The following is a 17613-nucleotide window of genomic DNA, read 5'->3' as shown; positions in this document are numbered from 1 at the left end:
TTTTGGAGTAAGAGGAGCCGAATTCCCCGAACGGAACAGGAACCTCGTTCGCCCGTCAAAAGCGTGGCAGTATCGAAGAGTGATTCGCAGTACCGGACTAATGGCCAGCATGGACGACAGCAACGACCTTTTCGGCAACCTGGAAAAGCAGCCGCAACCGGTTCGCGCCACCACGCGCCCGGCCGATCCGCTGGTGCAGGCGGCGGCCAAGCGCCCGGCCGCCTCGCGCGACGGCAGCGAAGGCTACAGCGCGGCCGACATCGAGGTGCTGGAGGGCCTTGAGCCGGTGCGGCGTCGGCCCGGCATGTATATCGGCGGCACCGACGACAAGGCGATGCACCATCTCTTCGCCGAGGTCATCGACAATTCGATGGACGAGGCGGTCGCCGGCCATGCCACCTTCATCGATGTCGAGCTGTCGGCCGACGGCTTCCTGACCGTCACCGACAACGGACGAGGCATCCCGGTCGATCCGCATCCGAAATTCAAGAAGCCGGCACTCGAAGTCATCATGACGACGCTGCATTCGGGCGGCAAATTCGACAGCAAGGTCTATGAGACCTCCGGCGGCCTGCACGGCGTGGGCGTCTCCGTCGTCAACGCGCTGTCCGACCATCTCGAGGTCGAAGTCGCGCGGGGTCGTCAGCTCTACCGCCAGCGCTTCTCGCGCGGTATCCCGGTGAGCGGTCTTGAGCATCTTGGTGAGGTCCATAACCGCCGCGGCACCAGGACCCGCTTCCACCCCGACGAGCAGATCTTCGGCAAGGGCGCCGCGTTCGAACCGGCGCGCCTCTACCGCATGACCCGCTCGAAAGCCTATCTGTTCGGCGGCGTCGAAATACGCTGGACCTGCGATCCGTCGCTGATCAAGGAGAAGGACCAGACGCCGGCCAAGGCCGAGTTCCATTTCCCGGGCGGCCTGAAGGACTATCTCAAGGCCACGCTCGGCGACGAATTCCAGGTCACGCGCGAGGTCTTCGCGGGAAAAAGCGACAAGCAGGGCGGCCACGGATCGCTGGAATGGGCGGTGACCTGGTTCGGCGGCGACGGCTTCCTCAATTCCTACTGCAACACCATCCCGACCGCCGAAGGCGGCACGCATGAGGCCGGCTTCCGCAACGTGCTGACGCGCGGGCTGCGTGCCTATGCCGATCTCATCGGCAACAAGCGCGCCTCGGTCATCACCTCGGAAGACGTCATGATCTCGGCCGCCGGCATGCTCTCGGTGTTCATCCGCGAGCCGGAATTCGTCGGCCAGACCAAGGACAGGCTGGCGACGATCGAGGCGATGCGCATCGTCGAAAACGCCATCCGCGATCCGTTTGACCACTGGCTGGCCGACAATCCGCAGGAGGGCTCCAAGCTTCTCGACTGGGTGATTGCGCGCGCCGACGAGCGCGTGCGCCGGCGCCAGGAAAAGGAAGTGTCGCGCAAGAGCGCGGTGCGCAAGCTGCGCCTGCCGGGCAAGCTCGCGGACTGCACGCAGAACGCCGCCGCCGGTGCCGAACTGTTCATCGTCGAAGGCGATTCCGCCGGCGGCTCGGCGAAGCAGGCGCGCGACCGCGCCAGCCAGGCGGTGCTGCCGCTGCGCGGCAAGATCCTCAACGTCGCCAGCGCCGGCAACGACAAGCTCGCCGCCAACCAGCAGATCTCCGACCTTGTCCAGGCGCTCGGCTGCGGCACGCGCTCGAAATACCGCGACGAGGACCTGCGCTACGACCGCGTCATCATCATGACAGACGCCGATGTCGACGGCGCCCACATCGCCTCGCTGCTGATCACCTTCTTCTATCAGGAGATGCCGAACCTTGTGCGTGGCGGCCATCTCTACATGGCGGTGCCGCCGCTCTATTCGATCCGGCAGGGCGGCAAGATCGCTTATGCTCGAGACGACGCGCACAAGGACGAGCTGCTGCGCACCGAGTTCACAGGCCGCGCCAAGGTCGAGATCGGCCGCTTCAAGGGCTTGGGCGAGATGATGGCCTCTCAGCTCAAGGAGACCACCATGGATCCCAGGAAGCGCACGCTGCTCAGGGTCGACGTGATCGACGCCGAAGCGGCGACCAAGGACGCGGTCGACGCGCTGATGGGCACCAAGCCGGAGGCGCGCTTCCGCTTCATCCAGGAGCGCGCCGAATTCGCCGAGGCGGACGTGCTGGATATCTGACCGCCGACCGGTCCATATCAGGCTCCGGTGCGGAGACGAGCATGTGACCTTGGCGCGGCTGAAGGATGTTATCGAGGCAAGGTTCGGCGGACTGACACAGCCGACGCGTTCGGATTGGATCTTCGCCCTGCGCACGGTGTCGGCTGGGCTGGTCGCGCTTCTTTCCGCCTATGCCCTCAGGCTCGATCATCCGCAATGGGCGATGATGACGGTTTTCATCGTTGCCCAGCCGGTCGCCGGCATGGTGCTGGCCAAGGGCTTCTACCGGCTGATCGGAACATTGGCCGGCGGCCTGGCCGCGATCGGCATCACCTCGCTGTTCGGCGCCAACCCTTGGCTACTGGTCGCCGCGCTCGCGATCTGGATCGGGATCTGCACGCTGGTCTCGTCGCTGCTGCGCAATCCGGAAGCCTATGGCGCCGCGCTTGCCGGCTACACCGCGATGATCATCGGCCTGCCCGCGTTCGGTCAGCCGCACCTTGTCGTCGATCTCGCCGTCGCGCGCTGCGCCGAGATCGTGCTCGGCATCGTCTGCGCCGGCCTGACCAGCCGGCTGATCCTGCCTAAGCTGGCGGCAGACGCCATCATATCCAGGCTGAAGCGCAGCATCCTTGATCTTGCCACCTACGCCGGCGGCGCCTTCTCGGGCGGTGACGCCCCAACGCTTGCCGGTCTCCAGCGCAAGCTGATCACCGACGCCCAGACGCTGGCCGAGATGCGCACCTATGCAAGGCTCGAGGCGCCAAGCTTCGCCACCCGCGCCCATCCGGTCCGTCGCACGATCGGCCAGCTTCTGTGGGCGCTCTCGGCGGCACGTGCATTGCATAGCCATGCCGCGCCGAAGAACGCGGCTCTCATCCCGGTTCGCAGCGAGTTGAAGGCTTTCGTCGGCGAACTGGCGGCGACACCCGGCGCGCTCGACGACACCGGTCCCTGGGTGGCGCGGCTTGACGCGATCGCCAGCAAGGCGCGAGAGGCCCCGCCGGTGCCCGCCGGGCCCGACGAGGACAAGGTTGGCACCCTCACCCGCCTTGCCATCGCCGCCGATTTCGCGGAGGCGCTGAAGCAGGTGATGCGCGGCCTCGACGCGCTGCGCTCGCCGGTCTCGCGGCCGTCCCGCGACCGGCGCCAGCCGGCACTGGTCGTGCACCGGGACTACCACGCCGCATGGCGCAACGCCGTGCGCGCCGGCCTCGCCACGCTACTGGTGGCGGCCTTCTGGCTGACGACAAAATGGTCGGAGACGGCCGGCACCGTCATCCTCGTCGCCGTCGTCTCCAGCCTGTTCGCCTCGCGCCCCGATCCGGTCCAGTCGGCCTGGGGCTTCTTTACCGGAACGCTGCTGGCGCTTCCCTTTGCATTCCTTGTCGGCCAGATAGCGCTGCCGGCGTGGCCCGGCTTCGGCTGGTTCGCGCTCTTCGTCGTGCCGATCATGGTGCCGGCAGCGCTCGGCATGGCCAATCCGCGCCATGTCGGCGTCGCCACCGCCTTCGCCATCAACTTCCTTGCCTTCCTCAGCCCGCACCAGCAGATGGTCTATGATCCCGGCCCGTTTCTTGCCGGGTCGGCCTCGATCCTGGTCGGCATTCTGATCGCCATCGGCGTCTTCATCGTCGTGCTGCCGGCCGATCCCTGGGTCACCGTCGACCGCATCTCCCAGGCAATGCGGGAAGACCTGGCGCGGCTTTGCCTGCATGAGCGCATCCCCCGGCGTTCGGCCTTCGAGAGTCTGGCCTACGACCGCATCAACCAGCTGATGCCGCAGTTGCAGCGGACGGGTCGCAGAGGCGACCCCATCCTGGGCGGCAGCATCGCCGTCGTGACCGTCGGGCTTGAGGTTCTGCGGCTGCGCAGCGCCCAGCTGAATTCCCTCGTTCCGCGCGAGACCATGGAGTCGGTCGGCAATTTCCTGCGCGGCCTGGCGCGGGAATTGCTGTTCAGGAGGCCGGGCGAGCCGCAGACAGCGACCGTCGCCGTCGCAAGGCAATATGCGGCGAGCATCGCCGAGCGAAGCGACCGGCCCGAAATGCTGCAGATCGCCGCCTCGCTGCGCATCATCGCCGCGGCGATGGAGGACCACCCCGATTTCTTCATGAAGAACAAGGCCTAGGCAATTCCGGGAAAGTAAGAAACGGGTTTTCCGTCCGGAATTGCGTCAGGTCAGGCCGCCGCTATGGCAAGAGCATGCCCGCGCGCATTGTAGCGCAGGGCTTCGAGATGGATCGACTTCACCAGCCCGGCAAGATCGCCCTCGGCCGATTGCCCGCCGAGCTCCTTCAGCATCAGCCAGCTCACTTCCTGCACGCCGGCGATGCGCTTGCCATTGGCCACTTCGCGCCACACCTTGAGCGCACGCAGGATGATGCCGTGGGTGGCCGCGGCAAGGCCGGCGCTGCGGAACAGAGCCTGCAGCGCTACGTCATGGCCGCCGGCCATAAGAGCCCTCACTCGCTGCTCGGACTGCTGAGCGAGCGCCACCAGCGCTGAGCCGAAGAAGTCGACCTTGCCATGCGCGATGGTACGGATGATGAAGCTGGCGGTCAGGTCACCGCGCAGCCTGAGATGTTCGATGAGCGCGGCATGCTCCTCCGCACGCGTGCCTTCGATCAGTGTCACCGAGGCCTTCGCGCAGGCATCGCGCATCACGCGGTCGGCTCTTGCGGCGCCCATCAGCGCCAGCACCAGCGGCGAACCTTTCAGCGTTTCGCCGAGCTTGACCAGGAGCATGTGCCGGCAGTCGGCGGGCAAGCGGCGGTCGGCTACCAGTGCCTCGCGCACCAGCGGCAGATGGCCGTGGCGCTCCGCCATGCGGCGGAAGCTTAGCGTGGCGATGTCGGCGCCGCTGTTGGCGAGCAGCACCGCGCAGGCCTCCGGCTCGCCGATTTCGGCGATCGCCGCCGCCAGCGCCATCGAGACGACAGGCCGGTCGGCGATCAGCTTCTGCGTCGCCTTCTGGCCGCCGGCGACCCGATCGATCAAATCGGCATCGGTAAGCAGCGGCGAACGCGCCAGCACCATCGCGGCCACTTCCGGCTGGTCGGAAGCCAGCGCGCTGATGATCTGTATCGGCGCGTGATGGCTCATCGACAGCGCCTCGGCCAGCGCCAGCCGCACTTTCGACGAGGCATCATCGAGCAGCAGCGTCAGCGCGGCTTCCGCGGCGCAGCGGTCCTCGAAAGGCAGGTCGGAATTGATATAGGCGCGAGCCAGCGCGCTGGCCGCGGCGGCGCGCTCGGCAACCCTTGCCGTGTCAATCCATTTCAGGAAATGCGAAACAATCATACCGCCTGCTTACGCCCCTTGCCGGAACGGCCCGGCCCCGCTGGAAACCGTAGGCCTGAAATGGTTTACGAACGGTTCACCATGTTTATTAACTGGCTTGCGGGCGCGGCAGGCAGCGCCTATCAACCCGTGAGGCGCTGAGGAGATCGTGCATGGCCGGGCTTTATCTCGAAGAGTTCGTCGTCGGCCACGTCTTCCGCCACACGCTGCGCAAGACCGTCACCGAGAGCGACAACATGCTGTTTTCGGTGATGACGCTGAACCCGCAGCCGCTGCACATCGACTTCGACTTCGCCGCCAGGAGCGAATGGGGCAGACCGCTGGTCAACTCGCTGTTCACGCTCGGCCTGATGATCGGCATTTCGGTCAACGACATCACCGTCGGCACCACTGTCGCCAATCTCGGCATGAAGGAAACCGTGTTCCCGCACCCGGTCTTCCATGGCGACACCATCCGTGTCGAGACCACGGTGATTTCGGTGCGCGAGTCCAAATCGAAGGCTGACCGCGGCATTGTCGAGTTCGAACACCGCGCCTACAACCAGCATGATGTTCTCGTCGCCAAATGCACGAGGCAGGCGATGATGCTGAAGAAGGCAGGCTGATGCGCTCGCTGCTTTTCGTTCCGGGCGATTCCGAAAGGAAGCTCGAAAAGGGGTTTGCCGCCGGCGCCGACGTGGTCATCGTCGACCTCGAGGATTCCGTCGCGACGGGCAACAAACGGTTGGCGCGCGACATCGCGGCGCGTTTCATCGCCGGACACAGGAACCAGACGGCATCCGTGATCTATGTGCGCGTCAACGATCTGTCGACGGGGCTCACCGACGACGATCTGACGGCGCTTGTTGCAGCCGCGCCGGACGGCATCATGCTGCCGAAGTCGAACAGCGGCCAGGATGTCCAGCAGCTCTCGGCTAAGCTCAGGGTGCACGAGGCTGAAAACGGCCTGCCTGACGGCGCGATCAGGATCCTGCCGATCATCACCGAAACACCGGCGGGCGTGCTGACGGCCGCAACCTATGCCGGCGCCAGCGCGCGGCTTGCCGGCCTCACCTGGGGCGCCGAGGATCTGTCGGCCGCGATCGGCGCCCGCGCCGCGCGCGACGCGAGCGGCCGCTACACCGACGTCTTCCGCCTTGCCCGCGCCATGACCATCCTTGCGGCCAGTGCGGCGGAAGTCGCGGCGATCGACACCGTTTTTCCGGATTTCCGCGACATGGAAGCTTTCGGAGCCGAGTGCCGCGAGGCCGAGCGCGACGGTTTCACCGGCAAGATGGCCATCCACCCGGCGCAGGTGCCGGTCATCAACGCCGCCTTCACGCCGTCGGCGGAAGCCGTGCGACACTCCCAGGCAATCGTCGACGCGTTCGCGGCGGCGGGTAATCCCGGCGTCGTCGGCATCGACGGCAAAATGGTCGACCGGCCGCACCTGCGGCTCGCCGAGCGATTGCTGGCCCGCGCCAGGGCGGCAGGGATTTCTGCCTAGTCGATCGCTCGCCGCCGATCGCTTGGCCAGCGGCTACCAGACCAGCGGGATCAGCCGGTAGCGGACATTTGCCGCGTAGTCGTCATAGCCCTGCAGGCCGGTCCGCAGCGTCCTCTCCTCGATAAAGATGCGGACCGCCAGGAGCACGATGAAAAAGAGCACCGAGGCCAGCCCCCACCAGGAGCCAAGCAGAAGCGCCGTGCCGGCAAAGTAGGGGATGGCGCCGGCATACATCGGATGGCGGACATAGCTGTAGGGGCCCGTGGTAATCACATGCTGTCCGCGCTCACCCTGGATCTTCACTACAGGCGCCGCAAAACTGTTCTCCAGCATCGTCAGGTAGCAGATCCAGATACCGACCAGCAGGACCAGCCCACCGAGTGCCAGTCCCCAGAAAGGAACCGCCGACCAGCCGTGGCGAAAGTCGAGCCCCATGAGACCCAGCCACGTAAAGATGGCGATGAGCAGTATGGAGAGGAGCACCTTGTCGGCCGCGGTCTGGTCCTTCTGGATCGGAGGGCGCAGCCGCTCGTTCATCAGCCCGGGATCGCGCCGGGCGAGCGACACGCCCATGGTGAGGCTGAGTCCAATCATCGCCACCAGATACACCCAGGCTCCCGGCCAGTTCAGCGTGCCGGCCGAGAGGAACAGCACGGCGCCCATGACGCCGAACCACACGAAAGTCTGCAGGATCAGTCTTGCGATCATGGCCAACCTTCCGCGAATGTCCCGCCGCCGTTTACCTGAGCTCTGCTAGTCCTTTCCCCAGCGCGGCCGGCGCATCGAGAAAATCTCGTCGATGCTGGCATAGTCCATATAGCCGAGCCGGCCGACATTGCCGGCCCTGACGATGTCGAAGATACCGTCCTTCAGATAGGCATCGTCGATATGGACGCCAACCACCTCGCCGGCGACGACGACGGCACTCGTCTGCGTGCCGTCGAGCGCACGCGGCCGGATGATCTCCGTCACCCGGCACTCGAGCGCGGCCGGCGCCTCCGCCACCCGCGGCGGCGCGACAAGGCGCGACGGCGCCATCGTCAGATCGGCATAGCCGAACTCGCTGACGCCGCGCGGCGCGTCGACCGCGGTGCGGTTCATCTTCTGCGCCAGATCGCGGCTGACCAGATTGGCGACGAACTCGCCGGTCTCTTCGGCGAAGGTGGCGCTGTCCTTCTCACCCTCCGATGAGAACCAGACGATGAAGGGCTTTGTCGAAAAGGCATTGAAGAACGAATAAGGCGCGAGGTTGATCTTGCCCTGGCGGTCGATGGTCGAGATCCAGCCGATCGGTCGCGGCGCCACGATCGCCTTTGACGGATCGTGCGGCAGGCCGTGCCCTTTCGAGGGTTCGTAGAACATTCTAGCCAGCCCACGGTCCCTGATAGTCGGCGTAAAGCTTTGCCGGGTCGGGCCGCGGCCGCTCCGGCGCCGGCCCTTGGTAGGAGCCGATATGGACGAAGCCGATCACGCGCTCTTCCGGCGCCAGGCCAAGGATCGCCCTGCCCTCCGGCACGTCGGAATACCAGTTGCTGATCATGTTGGTGCCATAGCCCAGCGCATTGGCGGCGATCATCAGATTCATAGCCGCCATGCCGCCCGAGAGAAACATCTCCCATTGCGGGATCTTCGGATTCTCCTTCGGCACCGACACCACGCCGATCACCAGCGGCGCGCGCGAGAACCGCGCGAGTTCCTGGTTACGCCGGCCCTCGGGCAGCGGTCCCTCGCGCTGTTCGGCCAAGGCCGCCAGCTTCTTGCCGATTTCGACGCGCGCCTCGCCGCGATAGAGGATGAAGCGCCAGGGCTCGAGCCGGCCGTGATCCGGCACGCGCGTGGCGGCGGTGATCAGGGTGGCGATCTCGGCATCGCTGGGCGCCGGCTCTTTCAGGTCTGGAATCGGCGCGGAGTTCCGGGTCAGCAGGAAGTCGATGATCGGCGACGCCATGGGCGCAAGTCTCCTGGAAGTTCGGTTTTGGGCTGAAGCGCGCCTGTGGGAAATTCGGGCGGCTCGGGCATTGGCGCTTCGCGCCGGATGGCAAGAGCCCTGCGGAACGGGATTGGGACTCTCAGGCCTTGAAATTGCCACCGCCTTGGGCTTCAACGCAAGGCATGTTTGAGGGGACACTGCGTCTTTTCCTGGTCTGGCTGGCGGCGGCGCTGTTCATGGCGCCGGTTTCGTCGGCCGTGGCGCAGAACGCGGACGGCATCAGCAATCTGAAGCTGCCGGGGATTTCCAGCTACGCGACGCCGAAAGGCGAGACATCGCTGGCCTTGAGCGGCGGCGGCGCCATCACGCTCTCGGCGCAACTGACGGACAAGGGCAACGACATCACCCGCGGCATCGTCTGGCGGGTCTTCAAGCCCGAGCCGGCCAGCGACGGCAAGCTGCCGATGGTGGCTTCGGCGCATGGCGGCACCGCCGTGTTCCAGCTGGAGCCAGGCAGCTATCTTGTCCATGCTTCCTATGGGCGGGCCGGCGCCACCAAGCGCATCACCGTGGGCAAGGAGGCCAAGCGCGAAAGCCTGGTGCTCGACGCCGGTGGCCTCAAGCTCGACGCCGTGCTGTCGGGGGCGTGCACATACCGCCGAAGAAGCTGCGGTTCTCGATCTACGAGGACAAGGTCGAGGCCAATGGCGACCGCGCCCTGATCGTCCCCGATGTCGAGCCGAACGCAGTGGTGCGGTTGAATGCCGGCACCTACCATGTCGTCTCCACCTATGGTTCGGTGAATGCGGTCATCCGCTCCGACATCCGTGTCGAGGCCGGCAAGCTGACCGAAGCGACCGTCGAGCACCGCGCCGCCGAGATGACGATGAAGCTGGTGCGCGAGGCCGGCGGCGAAGCGATCGCCGACACTTCCTGGTCGCTGCTCAACGAATCCGGCGACCCGATCAAGGAAACTGTCGGCGCCTTCGCCTCGATGGTGCTGGCCGAAGGCGACTACACCATTATCGCCAAGAACCGCGACCGCATCTACCAGAAGGATTTCACCGTCGTCGCCGGCCAGAACCAGGAGATCGAGGTTCTCGCCACAGAGGCTTCGGCGATCGATCCCGAGGAAGGCGCGGACTGATCAACCTGCCCGTCAGGCCGCCTTGCGCATGCGGCGCGGCAGGAATTGCGCCCGGCCGCGCGGCGCGGCAGGCGCCAGGTCGAAGACGCCGCGATGGAGCCGATCGAGCAGCGCCTTGCGGTCGCGCAGCGGCTCCAACTCGTCCCAGGTCAGGATGTCGCCGACGCGCACGTCTATGGCCTTGCCGGACAACCGCGCGAATTCACGAATGAGCAGCGAGGTGCGCAGCGTCAGCGACGCCCTGCCGACGAACTTCGCCACCCGGCCCTCGCGCTCGGCCATGTTCATTGGACCGCTGACCAGATGGAACAGCCGTCCGTTCTGGCCGGAAAAATGCATCGGGATGACGGAAGCCCTGGCGTCCTGGATCAGCCGGGCCGGAAATATCTTCCAAGGCAGGTCGCGCGCCAGGCCAAATCCTTTCGGCGCGGTGGCGACGCCGCCGGCCGGGAAGACGATGATCGTGACACCTTCCTTCAACAGCCGCACCGCCTCATGGCGCACCGCCATGTTGTTCTTCACCGCTTCCTTGGTTTCGGAGAAGTCGATCGGCAGCGAGTAGGGTTCCATCTCGCGGATCTTGAGCAGGTCCTTGTGGATCATGACGCGGAACGGCCGTCCGAGCTGCTCGGCCAGCGAAAGCACGGCGATACCGTCGCCGATGCCGAACGGATGGTTGGCGACGATCACCAGCGGCGTGTCGGGCAGCATCGCCGGCGGCCATGGAGCGGCGTTCCGGACCTTGACGTCAATGAGCTCCAGCATGCGGCTGAACACGCGCTCGCCGCTCGGCGCCACCTGGCGCCGCCAGAAATCATAGAGCGCGGCAAAACGGTCGCGGCCGGACAGGCCCTCGACGGAATGGATGAACCAGCGCGTCAGCGCCGGCTGATGCGGGTTGGCGTAGGAAAGCTCGGGAAACGGTCTTTCCCGCAGTTTCAGCTTGAGCATCGCGGCTCGTTACAGCTTTGGCGTGACAGCCATGTGAAAATGGCGGTGGATCGCTCCACCGCCAAGCCATCGGGAATGTGCGGATTCAGGCAGCGCGTTTGCGCCTGCGATCCGGCGTTATCGCTTCCTCGCTCAATTGTGCGATCGCCTCGGCCAGGCCGAGCGATTCCTGGTCGCGCGACCCCAACCGGCGGACGTTGACCGTCTGCTCCTCAGCTTCGCGCTTGCCGCACACGAGAATGACGGGGACCTTGGCCAGCGAATGCTCGCGGACCTTGTAGTTGATCTTCTCGTTGCGCAGATCCGCTTCCGCCAGAAGCCCGGCGGCCTTGAGTTTGGCCACCACCTCATTCGCATAGTCGTCGGCATCGGATGTGATCGTGGCGACCACCACCTGCAGCGGCGCGAACCACAGCGGGAAATGGCCGGAATAGTTCTCGATCAGGATGCCGAGGAACCGCTCCATCGAGCCGCAGATGGCGCGATGCACCATCACCGGTTGCTTCTTTTCCGAATCCGATCCGATGTAGAAGGCGCCGAAACGCTCCGGCAGGTTGAAGTCGACCTGCGTGGTGCCGCACTGCCATTCGCGGCCGATGGCGTCCTTCAGCACATATTCGAATTTCGGGCCGTAGAACGCACCCTCGCCCGGGTTGATCGAGGTCTTGATGCGGTTGCCTGACCGTGTGCGGATCGTTTCCAGCACGCCGCTCATGATCTCCTCGGCATGGTCCCAGGCCTCGTCCGTGCCGACGCGCTTGTCCGGCCGCGTCGACAGCTTCACGCTGATCTCGTCGAAGCCGAAGTCGGCATAGGTCGACAGGATCAGGTCGTTGATGCGCAGGCACTCCGCCGCAAGCTGCTCCTCGGTGCAGAAGATATGCGCATCGTCCTGCGTGAAGCCGCGCACGCGCATCAGCCCGTGCAGCGCGCCCGAAGGTTCGTAGCGATGCACATTGCCGAATTCCGCAAGCTTGACGGGCAGATCGCGGTAAGACTTCAACCCATGCTTGAAGATCTGCACGTGGCCGGGGCAGTTCATCGGTTTCAGTGCGAACACCCGGTCGTCGTCGGTGTCGTCGCCGGCCACCGTCACCTTGAACATGGCGTCGCGATACCAGCCCCAGTGGCCCGATGTCTCCCACAGGCTCTTGTCCAGAACCTGCGGTGCGTTGACCTCCTGATAGCCCTGCTCGTCGAGGCGTCGGCGCATGTAGTTGACCAGGTTCTGGAACATCTTCCAGCCCTTGGCATGCCAGAAGACGACGCCGGGTCCCTCTTCCTGGAAATGGAACAGGTCCATCTCGCGGCCGAGCTTGCGGTGATCGCGTTTCTCGGCCTCCTCCAGCATCGTCTGGTAGGCGTCGAGCTGCGCCTGGTCGGCCCAGGCGGTGCCGTAGATGCGCGTCAGCATCGGGTTGTTCGAGTCACCACGCCAATAGGCGCCGGCGACCTTCATCAGCTTGAAGGCATTGCCGATCTGCCCGGTCGAGGCCATGTGCGGACCGCGGCAGAGGTCGAACCAGTCGCCCTGCGCGTAGATCTTCAGGTCCTGGTCGTCCGGAATGGCGTCGATCAGTTCCAGCTTGTAGCGCTCGCCCTTGTCGGCAAACACTTTCTTCGCCTTCTCGCGCGACCAGACTTCCTTGCTGAACGGCTTGTTGCGCTGGATGATCTCGCGCATCTTCTTCTCGATCACCGGGAAATCGTCCGGCGTGAACGGCTCGTTGCGGGCGAAGTCGTAGTAGAATCCGTTCTCGATCACCGGCCCGATGGTCACCTGCGTTCCCGGCCACAGTTCCTGCACGGCTTCCGCCAGCACGTGCGCGGCGTCGTGCCGGATCAGTTCCAGCGCCCGCGGATCCTCGCGGGTGATGATCTCGACCTTGCCGGGCTTGCCGAGCGGATCGGAAAGGTCGCGCACGGTGCCGTCGATGGCATAGGCCACCGCCTTTTTGGCCAGCGACTTCGAGATCGATTCGGCAAGGCCGGCGCCGGTCATCGCCGCGTCGTAGTCGCGGACGGAGCCGTCGGGAAATGTCAGGGAAACGGAATTCAGCATAGAGTTCTCCTATCCAGTCCCGCAAACGAGCGCGGGTGGTGAAATGCATGTCGCCCAAAGTGCAGTGGTTGGAGCATGCGCAAGAAGCCGGATGCGTCCGGCGGCGGCAGTCTTTTATGGGTAGATTTCAGCGCCGTAAAGCGCTCGTTCCGCCTATTTGATCAAGCCGGGCAGCTCTTTCAAGAACGCCGCGCGCGTCTTCAAGCCCTTGGGCATGTCGGTGCGGTTGGTGCCGACGACCAACCGGGCAAAGACGATCCGGCGCTCGCCTTTTTCAGCCCAGCCGACGAACCAGCCGAGCGAGCGCATGTCCTTGCCGCCATTGCCAAGCCTTGTGCTGCCGGTCTTGCCCTGCACTGCCCAGTTCCCTGCCTGGAAGCTCGGGACGATCGCTTCCGCCATCTGATGCGCCTTGGCAGAAACCGGCATCTTGCCGGCCAGCAGCCGGCGCAGGAAGGCGGTTTGCTCGACAGGCGATATCTCCAGCGAGGAGTTCACCCAGGAATGAGTGAGGCCGTCGTTCTTGCCGGCATCGCCGGTGACATCAGCGTTGCCGTAGCCGAATTTCGACACATAGCCGGCAAATCTTTCAGCGCCGAGCCGGCGGGTAATCTCGCGCGAATACCACAGGACCGAGTCTCTCTCCCAGATCGTCGGATCGACCGTCTTCCGGTCGCGCTTCACCGCGTTGAACTCGGGCTTGTAGTCCCAGTTCGGCGCGTGTTCGTCGGCGAGGATGCCGGCGTCAAAGCCGATCAGCGCCAGCGGCAGCTTGAAGGTAGAGGCCGGGCTGAAGCGTTGGTCGCAGGCACCGTCGCGATAGAGTGTGTCGCCGCTCGCCGCATCCTGGATCAGCGTGCATTCGATATCGCCGAGCGGCGCCGACTGTGCGCGCATCGGGAACCCGAGCAGCCAGGCCAGCAGGAAGAGAACGATGGCAAAAACGAACGGAAGGCGGTCTATCTGGCGCATGACGTTTCTCTCCTGAAGGGCGGCAGGAGCGTATTTATCCAAGCCTCTTGTCTCGATTTTGTCTCAAATGCGCGAGTTCACAGCAACATGCGGTTAACCTAACCAAATCGTTAAGGAAGCTTTGGCCGCCGCTCCTTGGCGGGCGCTCAGGCTTCGGGATTGCCGCGCTTCCTGCCGATCTGCCGATAGCGCCACGGCATGAACCATACGTAGCGCTTGGCGAGCGTCTCGGGCACGAGGTCGATGCCGTGTGTTCCGAACGGGCCGCAGCGCAACACCCGGAAAAACCCCATCCAGCCGCCGGCCCACAGGCCGTGGCGCGCGATCGCCTCATGCGCGTATTCGGAGCAGGTCGGCAAATGCCGGCAGGAATTGCCGACGAAGCCGGACAGCGTCAATTGATAGAGACGGACGAGCGACGTGCCGAAGACGCGGCCCGGCGTCTTGCGCCAAGGTCCCGGCCAGTTGCGCCCGCGCCGGGTCGGCCCGGCGCCGTGCGTATATCCAGGATAGTCGCTCATCTCTCCGCAGCCTGTTTCACTGCGCGATAGATGTGGGCTTCGCGCCGGGAACGCAATGGTCTTTGCCTCACGACCTCGAGCGGCGGACAGGATGCCGGTCGGTCCACTGGGCATGGTGAGAGGGAAGATCGCTGCGATCATGGTGGCGGTTCGGCGTGGCTGCGCCATGCCACTGGAATGTTGCGATCCGCATGACCTCGTTGAGAATGTCCAGAAGCTGGTTCATCGCAGTGCTCCTTTGAGCATCGATTGGACTACCGCTGGCCTTCCTCCTCAAACGAGTATAATTTCCTCCTCGGATAACCTGAGGTTATGCGAAATGAAACGAGGACGGCTGCCACTGACAGCGCTCAGGAGCTTCGAGACGGCCGGGCGACATTTGAGCTTCAGCCGCGCAGCGGAGGAGCTTTATGTCTCTCAGGCGGCGATCAGCCGGCAGATCCGCGAGCTCGAGACTTTCCTGCGCCAGCCGTTGTTTCACCGCCTGCATCGGCGGGTCGAACTGACGGATGCGGGGCAACGGTTGCTCGACCAATTGGTCAGAAGCTTCGACGACATCGACCGGGTGCTTTCGGATCTGGTGGCATCGCCGGCGCAATCGGTGGTCCGCGTCAGCGTTGAACCATCGCTAGCCGCTGTATGGCTGGTCCCGCGGCTCAATCGCTTTCGCCAATTGCGGCCCGACATCGACGTGTCGCTGGAAGTCGATGTACGGCCGATCGAGTTCCGCAGCGACCAGCCCGAACTCGCCTTGCGTTTCAGCGCGCACGCCACGTCATGGCCGCGCACCGAAGCCGAGCGCCTGGCCTCGACTGTCGATTCACCGGTGCTGTCGCCAGGGCTGCTGGCATCGGGCCCTCCCCTGGAAAAGCCGATCGACCTTCGCCACTACACGCTGCTGCACGAGGAGAACCGCCAGGGTTGGGCGCGCTGGTTCCAGGCCGCCGGCGTGCCCGCCGACGCGGTACCCGCGCGGGGTCCGATGCTGGCAGACATCTCACTTTCCAAGCAGGCAGCGTTGCTCGGCCACGGCGTGGCGCTCGGCGATCTTTTGCAGATCGGCGAGGAACTCGCGTCAGGCACTTTGATAAAGCCGTTCGACATCGATGTTGCTTCCGGCGCCTATTGGCTGGTGGCCAGGAGCTTGCGGGATCTGCCGGAACCCGCCAAGGCGTTCGCCGACTGGATCAGAAGCGAGTTCGCCGTGACCGGAAGAACTGCCTAGCCCGATCCTTAAGCCGCCTGCCCGGCGCGTTTCCTCTCGATCTGGCCGATGGCGTCGACCACAGCATCGAAGGTCAGCATGGTCGAGGCATGGCGCGCCTTGTAGTCGCGCACCGGCTCAAGGAATTTGAGGTCGGCGAAACGGCCTTCAGGCGGCGCGCCGTTTTCCTTCAACATCTTCAGCATGGTTTCGCGCACAGCGCGCAACTCATCCGCGTGCGCGCCGACGACATTCTGGGCCATGATCGAGGACGAGGCCTGGCCGAGCGCGCAGGCCTTCACGTCATGCGCGAAATCGGTGACGACGTCGCCGTCCATCTTCAGGTCGACGGTGACGGTCGAACCGCACAGTTTGGAATGCGCGCGCGCCGTCGCGTCGGGGTGGTCAAGCCGACCGACGCGCCCGATGTTTCCGGCGAAGCCCAGGATTTTCGCATTGTAGACGTCGTCGATCATTTTTTTCCAATCTGTCGCCGCCCAACGAACAGGGTTTGCCGCTGATGCGTCTTTCATTCGCTCGGCACGACCATATATAATGCTGGCAGTCGGGCATCGACAAGGCAACCAAGCGCCGCCGTCAGTGCCCAAATTTGTTCACGCCGCTTACGGGCTGGAAACCGGGCGAGTTTCTAACACCCGAAAGGTCGTGGTCCGTTCAACTCGTTCCTCCTGAGAGAGGAACTACGGGAGACGCCTTTATGGATGCCGTCATCAAGAAATTCATGCCCCCTTCCGCCTATATGGAAAAGCCCGTCACCGACCGGCCGAGCGAAGCCGAAGTCGAGGCGGCCGTGCGCACGCTGTTGCGCTGGACCGGTGACAATCCGGACCGCGAGGGCCTGATCGACACGCCGAAGCGCGTCACCAAGGCGTTTCGCGAAATGTTCAACGGCTACGACATGTGCCCGGCCGACGAACTTGGCCGCACCTTTGAGGAAGTCGCCGGCTATGACGACCTCGTGCTGGTCAAGGACATTACCTTCCACTCGCATTGCGAACACCACATGGTGCCGATCATCGGCAAGGCGCATGTCGGCTATCTGCCCGACGGCAAGGTCGTCGGCCTCTCCAAGATCGCCCGCGTCGTCGACATCTTCGCCCATCGCCTGCAGACCCAGGAAGCGATGACGGCGCAGATCGCCGGCGTCATCCAGGACGTGCTCAATCCGCGCGGCGTCGCCGTCATGATCGAGGCCGAGCATATGTGCATGGCCATGCGCGGCATCCGCAAGCAGGGCTCCACCACGCTGACCTCGACCTTCACCGGCGTCTTCAAGGACACGCCCGAGGAGCAGGTCCGCTTCGTCACCATGGTGCGCGGCGGCGGGGCCTGAGCGGCCCTCGCCGGCCATCCAAGACAAGGACCGGTGATGTCGGCACTGGAATTCCCGAAAGCTCCCTCGGACAAGAAAGCACTGGAGGAAGGCACCGCCTTCTGCCCGCGCTTCGATGCGGCCGGCCTCGTCACCGCGGTCGTCACCGACGCCGAGGACGGCAAGCTGCTGATGGTGGCGCACATGAATGCTGAGGCCCTGGCGCTGACGCTGGAGACCGGCATCGCCCACTATTGGTCGCGCTCGCGTAACGCGCTGTGGAAGAAGGGCGAGACCTCGGGCAATGTCCAGACCGTCGTAGAGATGCTCACGGATTGTGACCAGGATTCGATATGGCTTCGCGTGAAAGTGTTGGGCCACGACGCAACTTGTCACACCGGTCGACGTTCCTGCTTTTATCGGACGGTGGGGCTGATCGACGGTAAGGCAACGCTTGCCGACGATGGCAGCAGGCCGCTGTTCGATACGGAACAGACGTATCGGAAGCCGGTGTGAACCATTCAATATTCACAAACCACTAATATTCACTATTCTCAA

The 17613-nt window shown here is 64.6% G+C and carries 16 protein-coding genes and 1 pseudogene; 8 read left to right on the top strand and 9 right to left on the bottom strand.

The features are described 5' to 3' along the window. Positions 1-109 precede the first annotated feature (109 nt). Together parE and EJ073_RS02355 are read left to right on the top strand one after the other, a co-directional pair. Positions 110-2167 (top strand): DNA topoisomerase IV subunit B, encoded by a 2058-nt coding sequence (parE, locus tag EJ073_RS02360; RefSeq protein WP_126054267.1) that lies wholly within the window; start codon positions 110-112, stop codon positions 2165-2167. A 43-nt stretch (positions 2168-2210) separates the two neighbouring features. Then, positions 2211-4277, top strand: coding sequence for an FUSC family protein (locus tag EJ073_RS02355; RefSeq protein ID WP_126054266.1), 2067 nt, complete (start codon positions 2211-2213; stop codon positions 4275-4277). 50 nt (positions 4278-4327) lie between these two features. On the opposite strand, the gene EJ073_RS02350 is transcribed toward EJ073_RS02355, so the two are convergent. Next, on the bottom strand, positions 4328-5449 hold the full coding sequence (locus EJ073_RS02350; RefSeq protein ID WP_126054265.1) for a DUF2336 domain-containing protein: 1122 nt from the start codon (positions 5447-5449) through the stop codon (positions 4328-4330). A 152-nt stretch (positions 5450-5601) separates the two neighbouring features. On the opposite strand from EJ073_RS02350, the gene EJ073_RS02345 reads away from it, so the two are divergent. Then, the gene (locus tag EJ073_RS02345) at positions 5602-6054 is read left to right on the top strand and encodes a MaoC family dehydratase (protein WP_126054264.1); all 453 of its coding nucleotides are present in this window, start codon (positions 5602-5604) and stop codon (positions 6052-6054) included. Next, positions 6054-6935 (top strand): CoA ester lyase, encoded by an 882-nt coding sequence (locus tag EJ073_RS02340; protein WP_126054263.1) that lies wholly within the window; start codon positions 6054-6056, stop codon positions 6933-6935. Before EJ073_RS02345 ends, EJ073_RS02340 begins: the two co-directional genes overlap by 1 nt. Positions 6936-6968: 33 nt before the next feature. Here EJ073_RS02340 and EJ073_RS02335 read toward each other — a convergent pair whose 3' ends face one another. From EJ073_RS02335 to EJ073_RS02325, 3 genes are read right to left on the bottom strand one after another with little or no spacing between them, the layout of a single operon-like run. After that, positions 6969-7643, bottom strand: a complete 675-nt coding sequence (locus EJ073_RS02335) for an isoprenylcysteine carboxylmethyltransferase family protein (RefSeq protein ID WP_126054262.1) — start codon at positions 7641-7643, stop codon at positions 6969-6971. 45 nt (positions 7644-7688) lie between these two features. Then, positions 7689-8297, bottom strand: coding sequence for a flavin reductase family protein (locus EJ073_RS02330; RefSeq protein WP_126054261.1), 609 nt, complete (start codon positions 8295-8297; stop codon positions 7689-7691). A gap of 1 nt (position 8298) precedes the next feature. After that, a complete protein-coding gene (locus tag EJ073_RS02325; protein WP_126054260.1) occupies positions 8299-8883 on the bottom strand; it encodes a nitroreductase in 585 nt (194 codons plus the stop codon). 164 nt (positions 8884-9047) lie between these two features. Here EJ073_RS02325 and EJ073_RS02320 point away from each other — a divergent pair. Then, positions 9048-10012: pseudogene (locus tag EJ073_RS02320) on the top strand (hypothetical protein). Between the two features lie 12 nt (positions 10013-10024). Here the strand turns inward: EJ073_RS02320 and EJ073_RS02315 are convergent. The 4 genes from EJ073_RS02315 to yidD form a co-directional block, all read right to left on the bottom strand. Continuing rightward, complete coding sequence (locus EJ073_RS02315) at positions 10025-10963, bottom strand: 1-acyl-sn-glycerol-3-phosphate acyltransferase (protein ID WP_126054259.1); 939 nt, start codon at positions 10961-10963, stop codon at positions 10025-10027. 85 nt (positions 10964-11048) lie between these two features. Beyond that, positions 11049-13025: a threonine--tRNA ligase gene (thrS, locus tag EJ073_RS02310; RefSeq protein WP_126054258.1), complete on the bottom strand. Its 1977-nt coding sequence runs from the start codon at positions 13023-13025 to the stop codon at positions 11049-11051. A 153-nt stretch (positions 13026-13178) separates the two neighbouring features. Then, on the bottom strand, positions 13179-13997 hold the full coding sequence (blaOXA, locus tag EJ073_RS02305; RefSeq protein ID WP_126054257.1) for a class D beta-lactamase: 819 nt from the start codon (positions 13995-13997) through the stop codon (positions 13179-13181). Positions 13998-14143: 146 nt separating this feature from the next. Continuing rightward, a complete protein-coding gene (gene yidD / locus EJ073_RS02300) occupies positions 14144-14518 on the bottom strand; it encodes a membrane protein insertion efficiency factor YidD (protein WP_126054256.1) in 375 nt (124 codons plus the stop codon). 319 nt (positions 14519-14837) lie between these two features. On the opposite strand from yidD, the gene EJ073_RS02295 reads away from it, so the two are divergent. Next, positions 14838-15743, top strand: a complete 906-nt coding sequence (locus EJ073_RS02295; RefSeq protein ID WP_126054255.1) for a LysR substrate-binding domain-containing protein — start codon at positions 14838-14840, stop codon at positions 15741-15743. Between the two features lie 8 nt (positions 15744-15751). Here EJ073_RS02295 and EJ073_RS02290 read toward each other — a convergent pair whose 3' ends face one another. Then, complete coding sequence (locus EJ073_RS02290) at positions 15752-16198, bottom strand: iron-sulfur cluster assembly scaffold protein (protein WP_126054254.1); 447 nt, start codon at positions 16196-16198, stop codon at positions 15752-15754. Positions 16199-16440: 242 nt separating this feature from the next. Here EJ073_RS02290 and folE point away from each other — a divergent pair, with 242 nt between their 5' ends. Both folE and hisI read left to right on the top strand, forming a co-directional pair. Continuing rightward, the gene (gene folE, locus EJ073_RS02285; protein WP_126054253.1) at positions 16441-17076 is read left to right on the top strand and encodes a GTP cyclohydrolase I FolE; all 636 of its coding nucleotides are present in this window, start codon (positions 16441-16443) and stop codon (positions 17074-17076) included. A gap of 36 nt (positions 17077-17112) precedes the next feature. Beyond that, positions 17113-17571 (top strand): phosphoribosyl-AMP cyclohydrolase, encoded by a 459-nt coding sequence (gene hisI / locus EJ073_RS02280; RefSeq protein ID WP_126054252.1) that lies wholly within the window; start codon positions 17113-17115, stop codon positions 17569-17571. The last annotated feature ends 42 nt before the right edge of the window (positions 17572-17613 follow it).

This window comes from Mesorhizobium sp. M4B.F.Ca.ET.058.02.1.1, from assembly GCF_003952505.1.
Classification (GTDB): Bacteria; Pseudomonadota; Alphaproteobacteria; order Rhizobiales; family Rhizobiaceae; genus Mesorhizobium.
This window is presented reverse-complemented; position numbering and strand designations above follow the sequence as displayed.

Excerpts from the sequence above, each read along its gene's own strand:
- parE (WP_126054267.1), top strand. The coding sequence starts at position 110 with ATGGACGACAGCAACGACCTTTTCGGCAACCTGGAAAAGCAGCCGCAA.
- EJ073_RS02350 (WP_126054265.1), bottom strand. The coding sequence starts at position 5,449 with ATGATTGTTTCGCATTTCCTGAAATGGATTGACACGGCAAGGGTTGCC.
- EJ073_RS02345 (WP_126054264.1), top strand. The coding sequence starts at position 5,602 with ATGGCCGGGCTTTATCTCGAAGAGTTCGTCGTCGGCCACGTCTTCCGC.
- EJ073_RS02340 (WP_126054263.1), top strand. The coding sequence starts at position 6,054 with ATGCGCTCGCTGCTTTTCGTTCCGGGCGATTCCGAAAGGAAGCTCGAA.
- EJ073_RS02335 (WP_126054262.1), bottom strand. The coding sequence starts at position 7,643 with ATGATCGCAAGACTGATCCTGCAGACTTTCGTGTGGTTCGGCGTCATG.
- EJ073_RS02330 (WP_126054261.1), bottom strand. The coding sequence starts at position 8,297 with ATGTTCTACGAACCCTCGAAAGGGCACGGCCTGCCGCACGATCCGTCA.
- EJ073_RS02325 (WP_126054260.1), bottom strand. The coding sequence starts at position 8,883 with ATGGCGTCGCCGATCATCGACTTCCTGCTGACCCGGAACTCCGCGCCG.
- EJ073_RS02315 (WP_126054259.1), bottom strand. The coding sequence starts at position 10,963 with ATGCTCAAGCTGAAACTGCGGGAAAGACCGTTTCCCGAGCTTTCCTAC.
- thrS (WP_126054258.1), bottom strand. The coding sequence starts at position 13,025 with ATGCTGAATTCCGTTTCCCTGACATTTCCCGACGGCTCCGTCCGCGAC.
- blaOXA (WP_126054257.1), bottom strand. The coding sequence starts at position 13,997 with ATGCGCCAGATAGACCGCCTTCCGTTCGTTTTTGCCATCGTTCTCTTC.
- yidD (WP_126054256.1), bottom strand. The coding sequence starts at position 14,518 with ATGAGCGACTATCCTGGATATACGCACGGCGCCGGGCCGACCCGGCGC.
- EJ073_RS02295 (WP_126054255.1), top strand. The coding sequence starts at position 14,838 with ATGAAACGAGGACGGCTGCCACTGACAGCGCTCAGGAGCTTCGAGACG.
- EJ073_RS02290 (WP_126054254.1), bottom strand. The coding sequence starts at position 16,198 with ATGATCGACGACGTCTACAATGCGAAAATCCTGGGCTTCGCCGGAAAC.
- folE (WP_126054253.1), top strand. The coding sequence starts at position 16,441 with ATGGATGCCGTCATCAAGAAATTCATGCCCCCTTCCGCCTATATGGAA.
- hisI (WP_126054252.1), top strand. The coding sequence starts at position 17,113 with ATGTCGGCACTGGAATTCCCGAAAGCTCCCTCGGACAAGAAAGCACTG.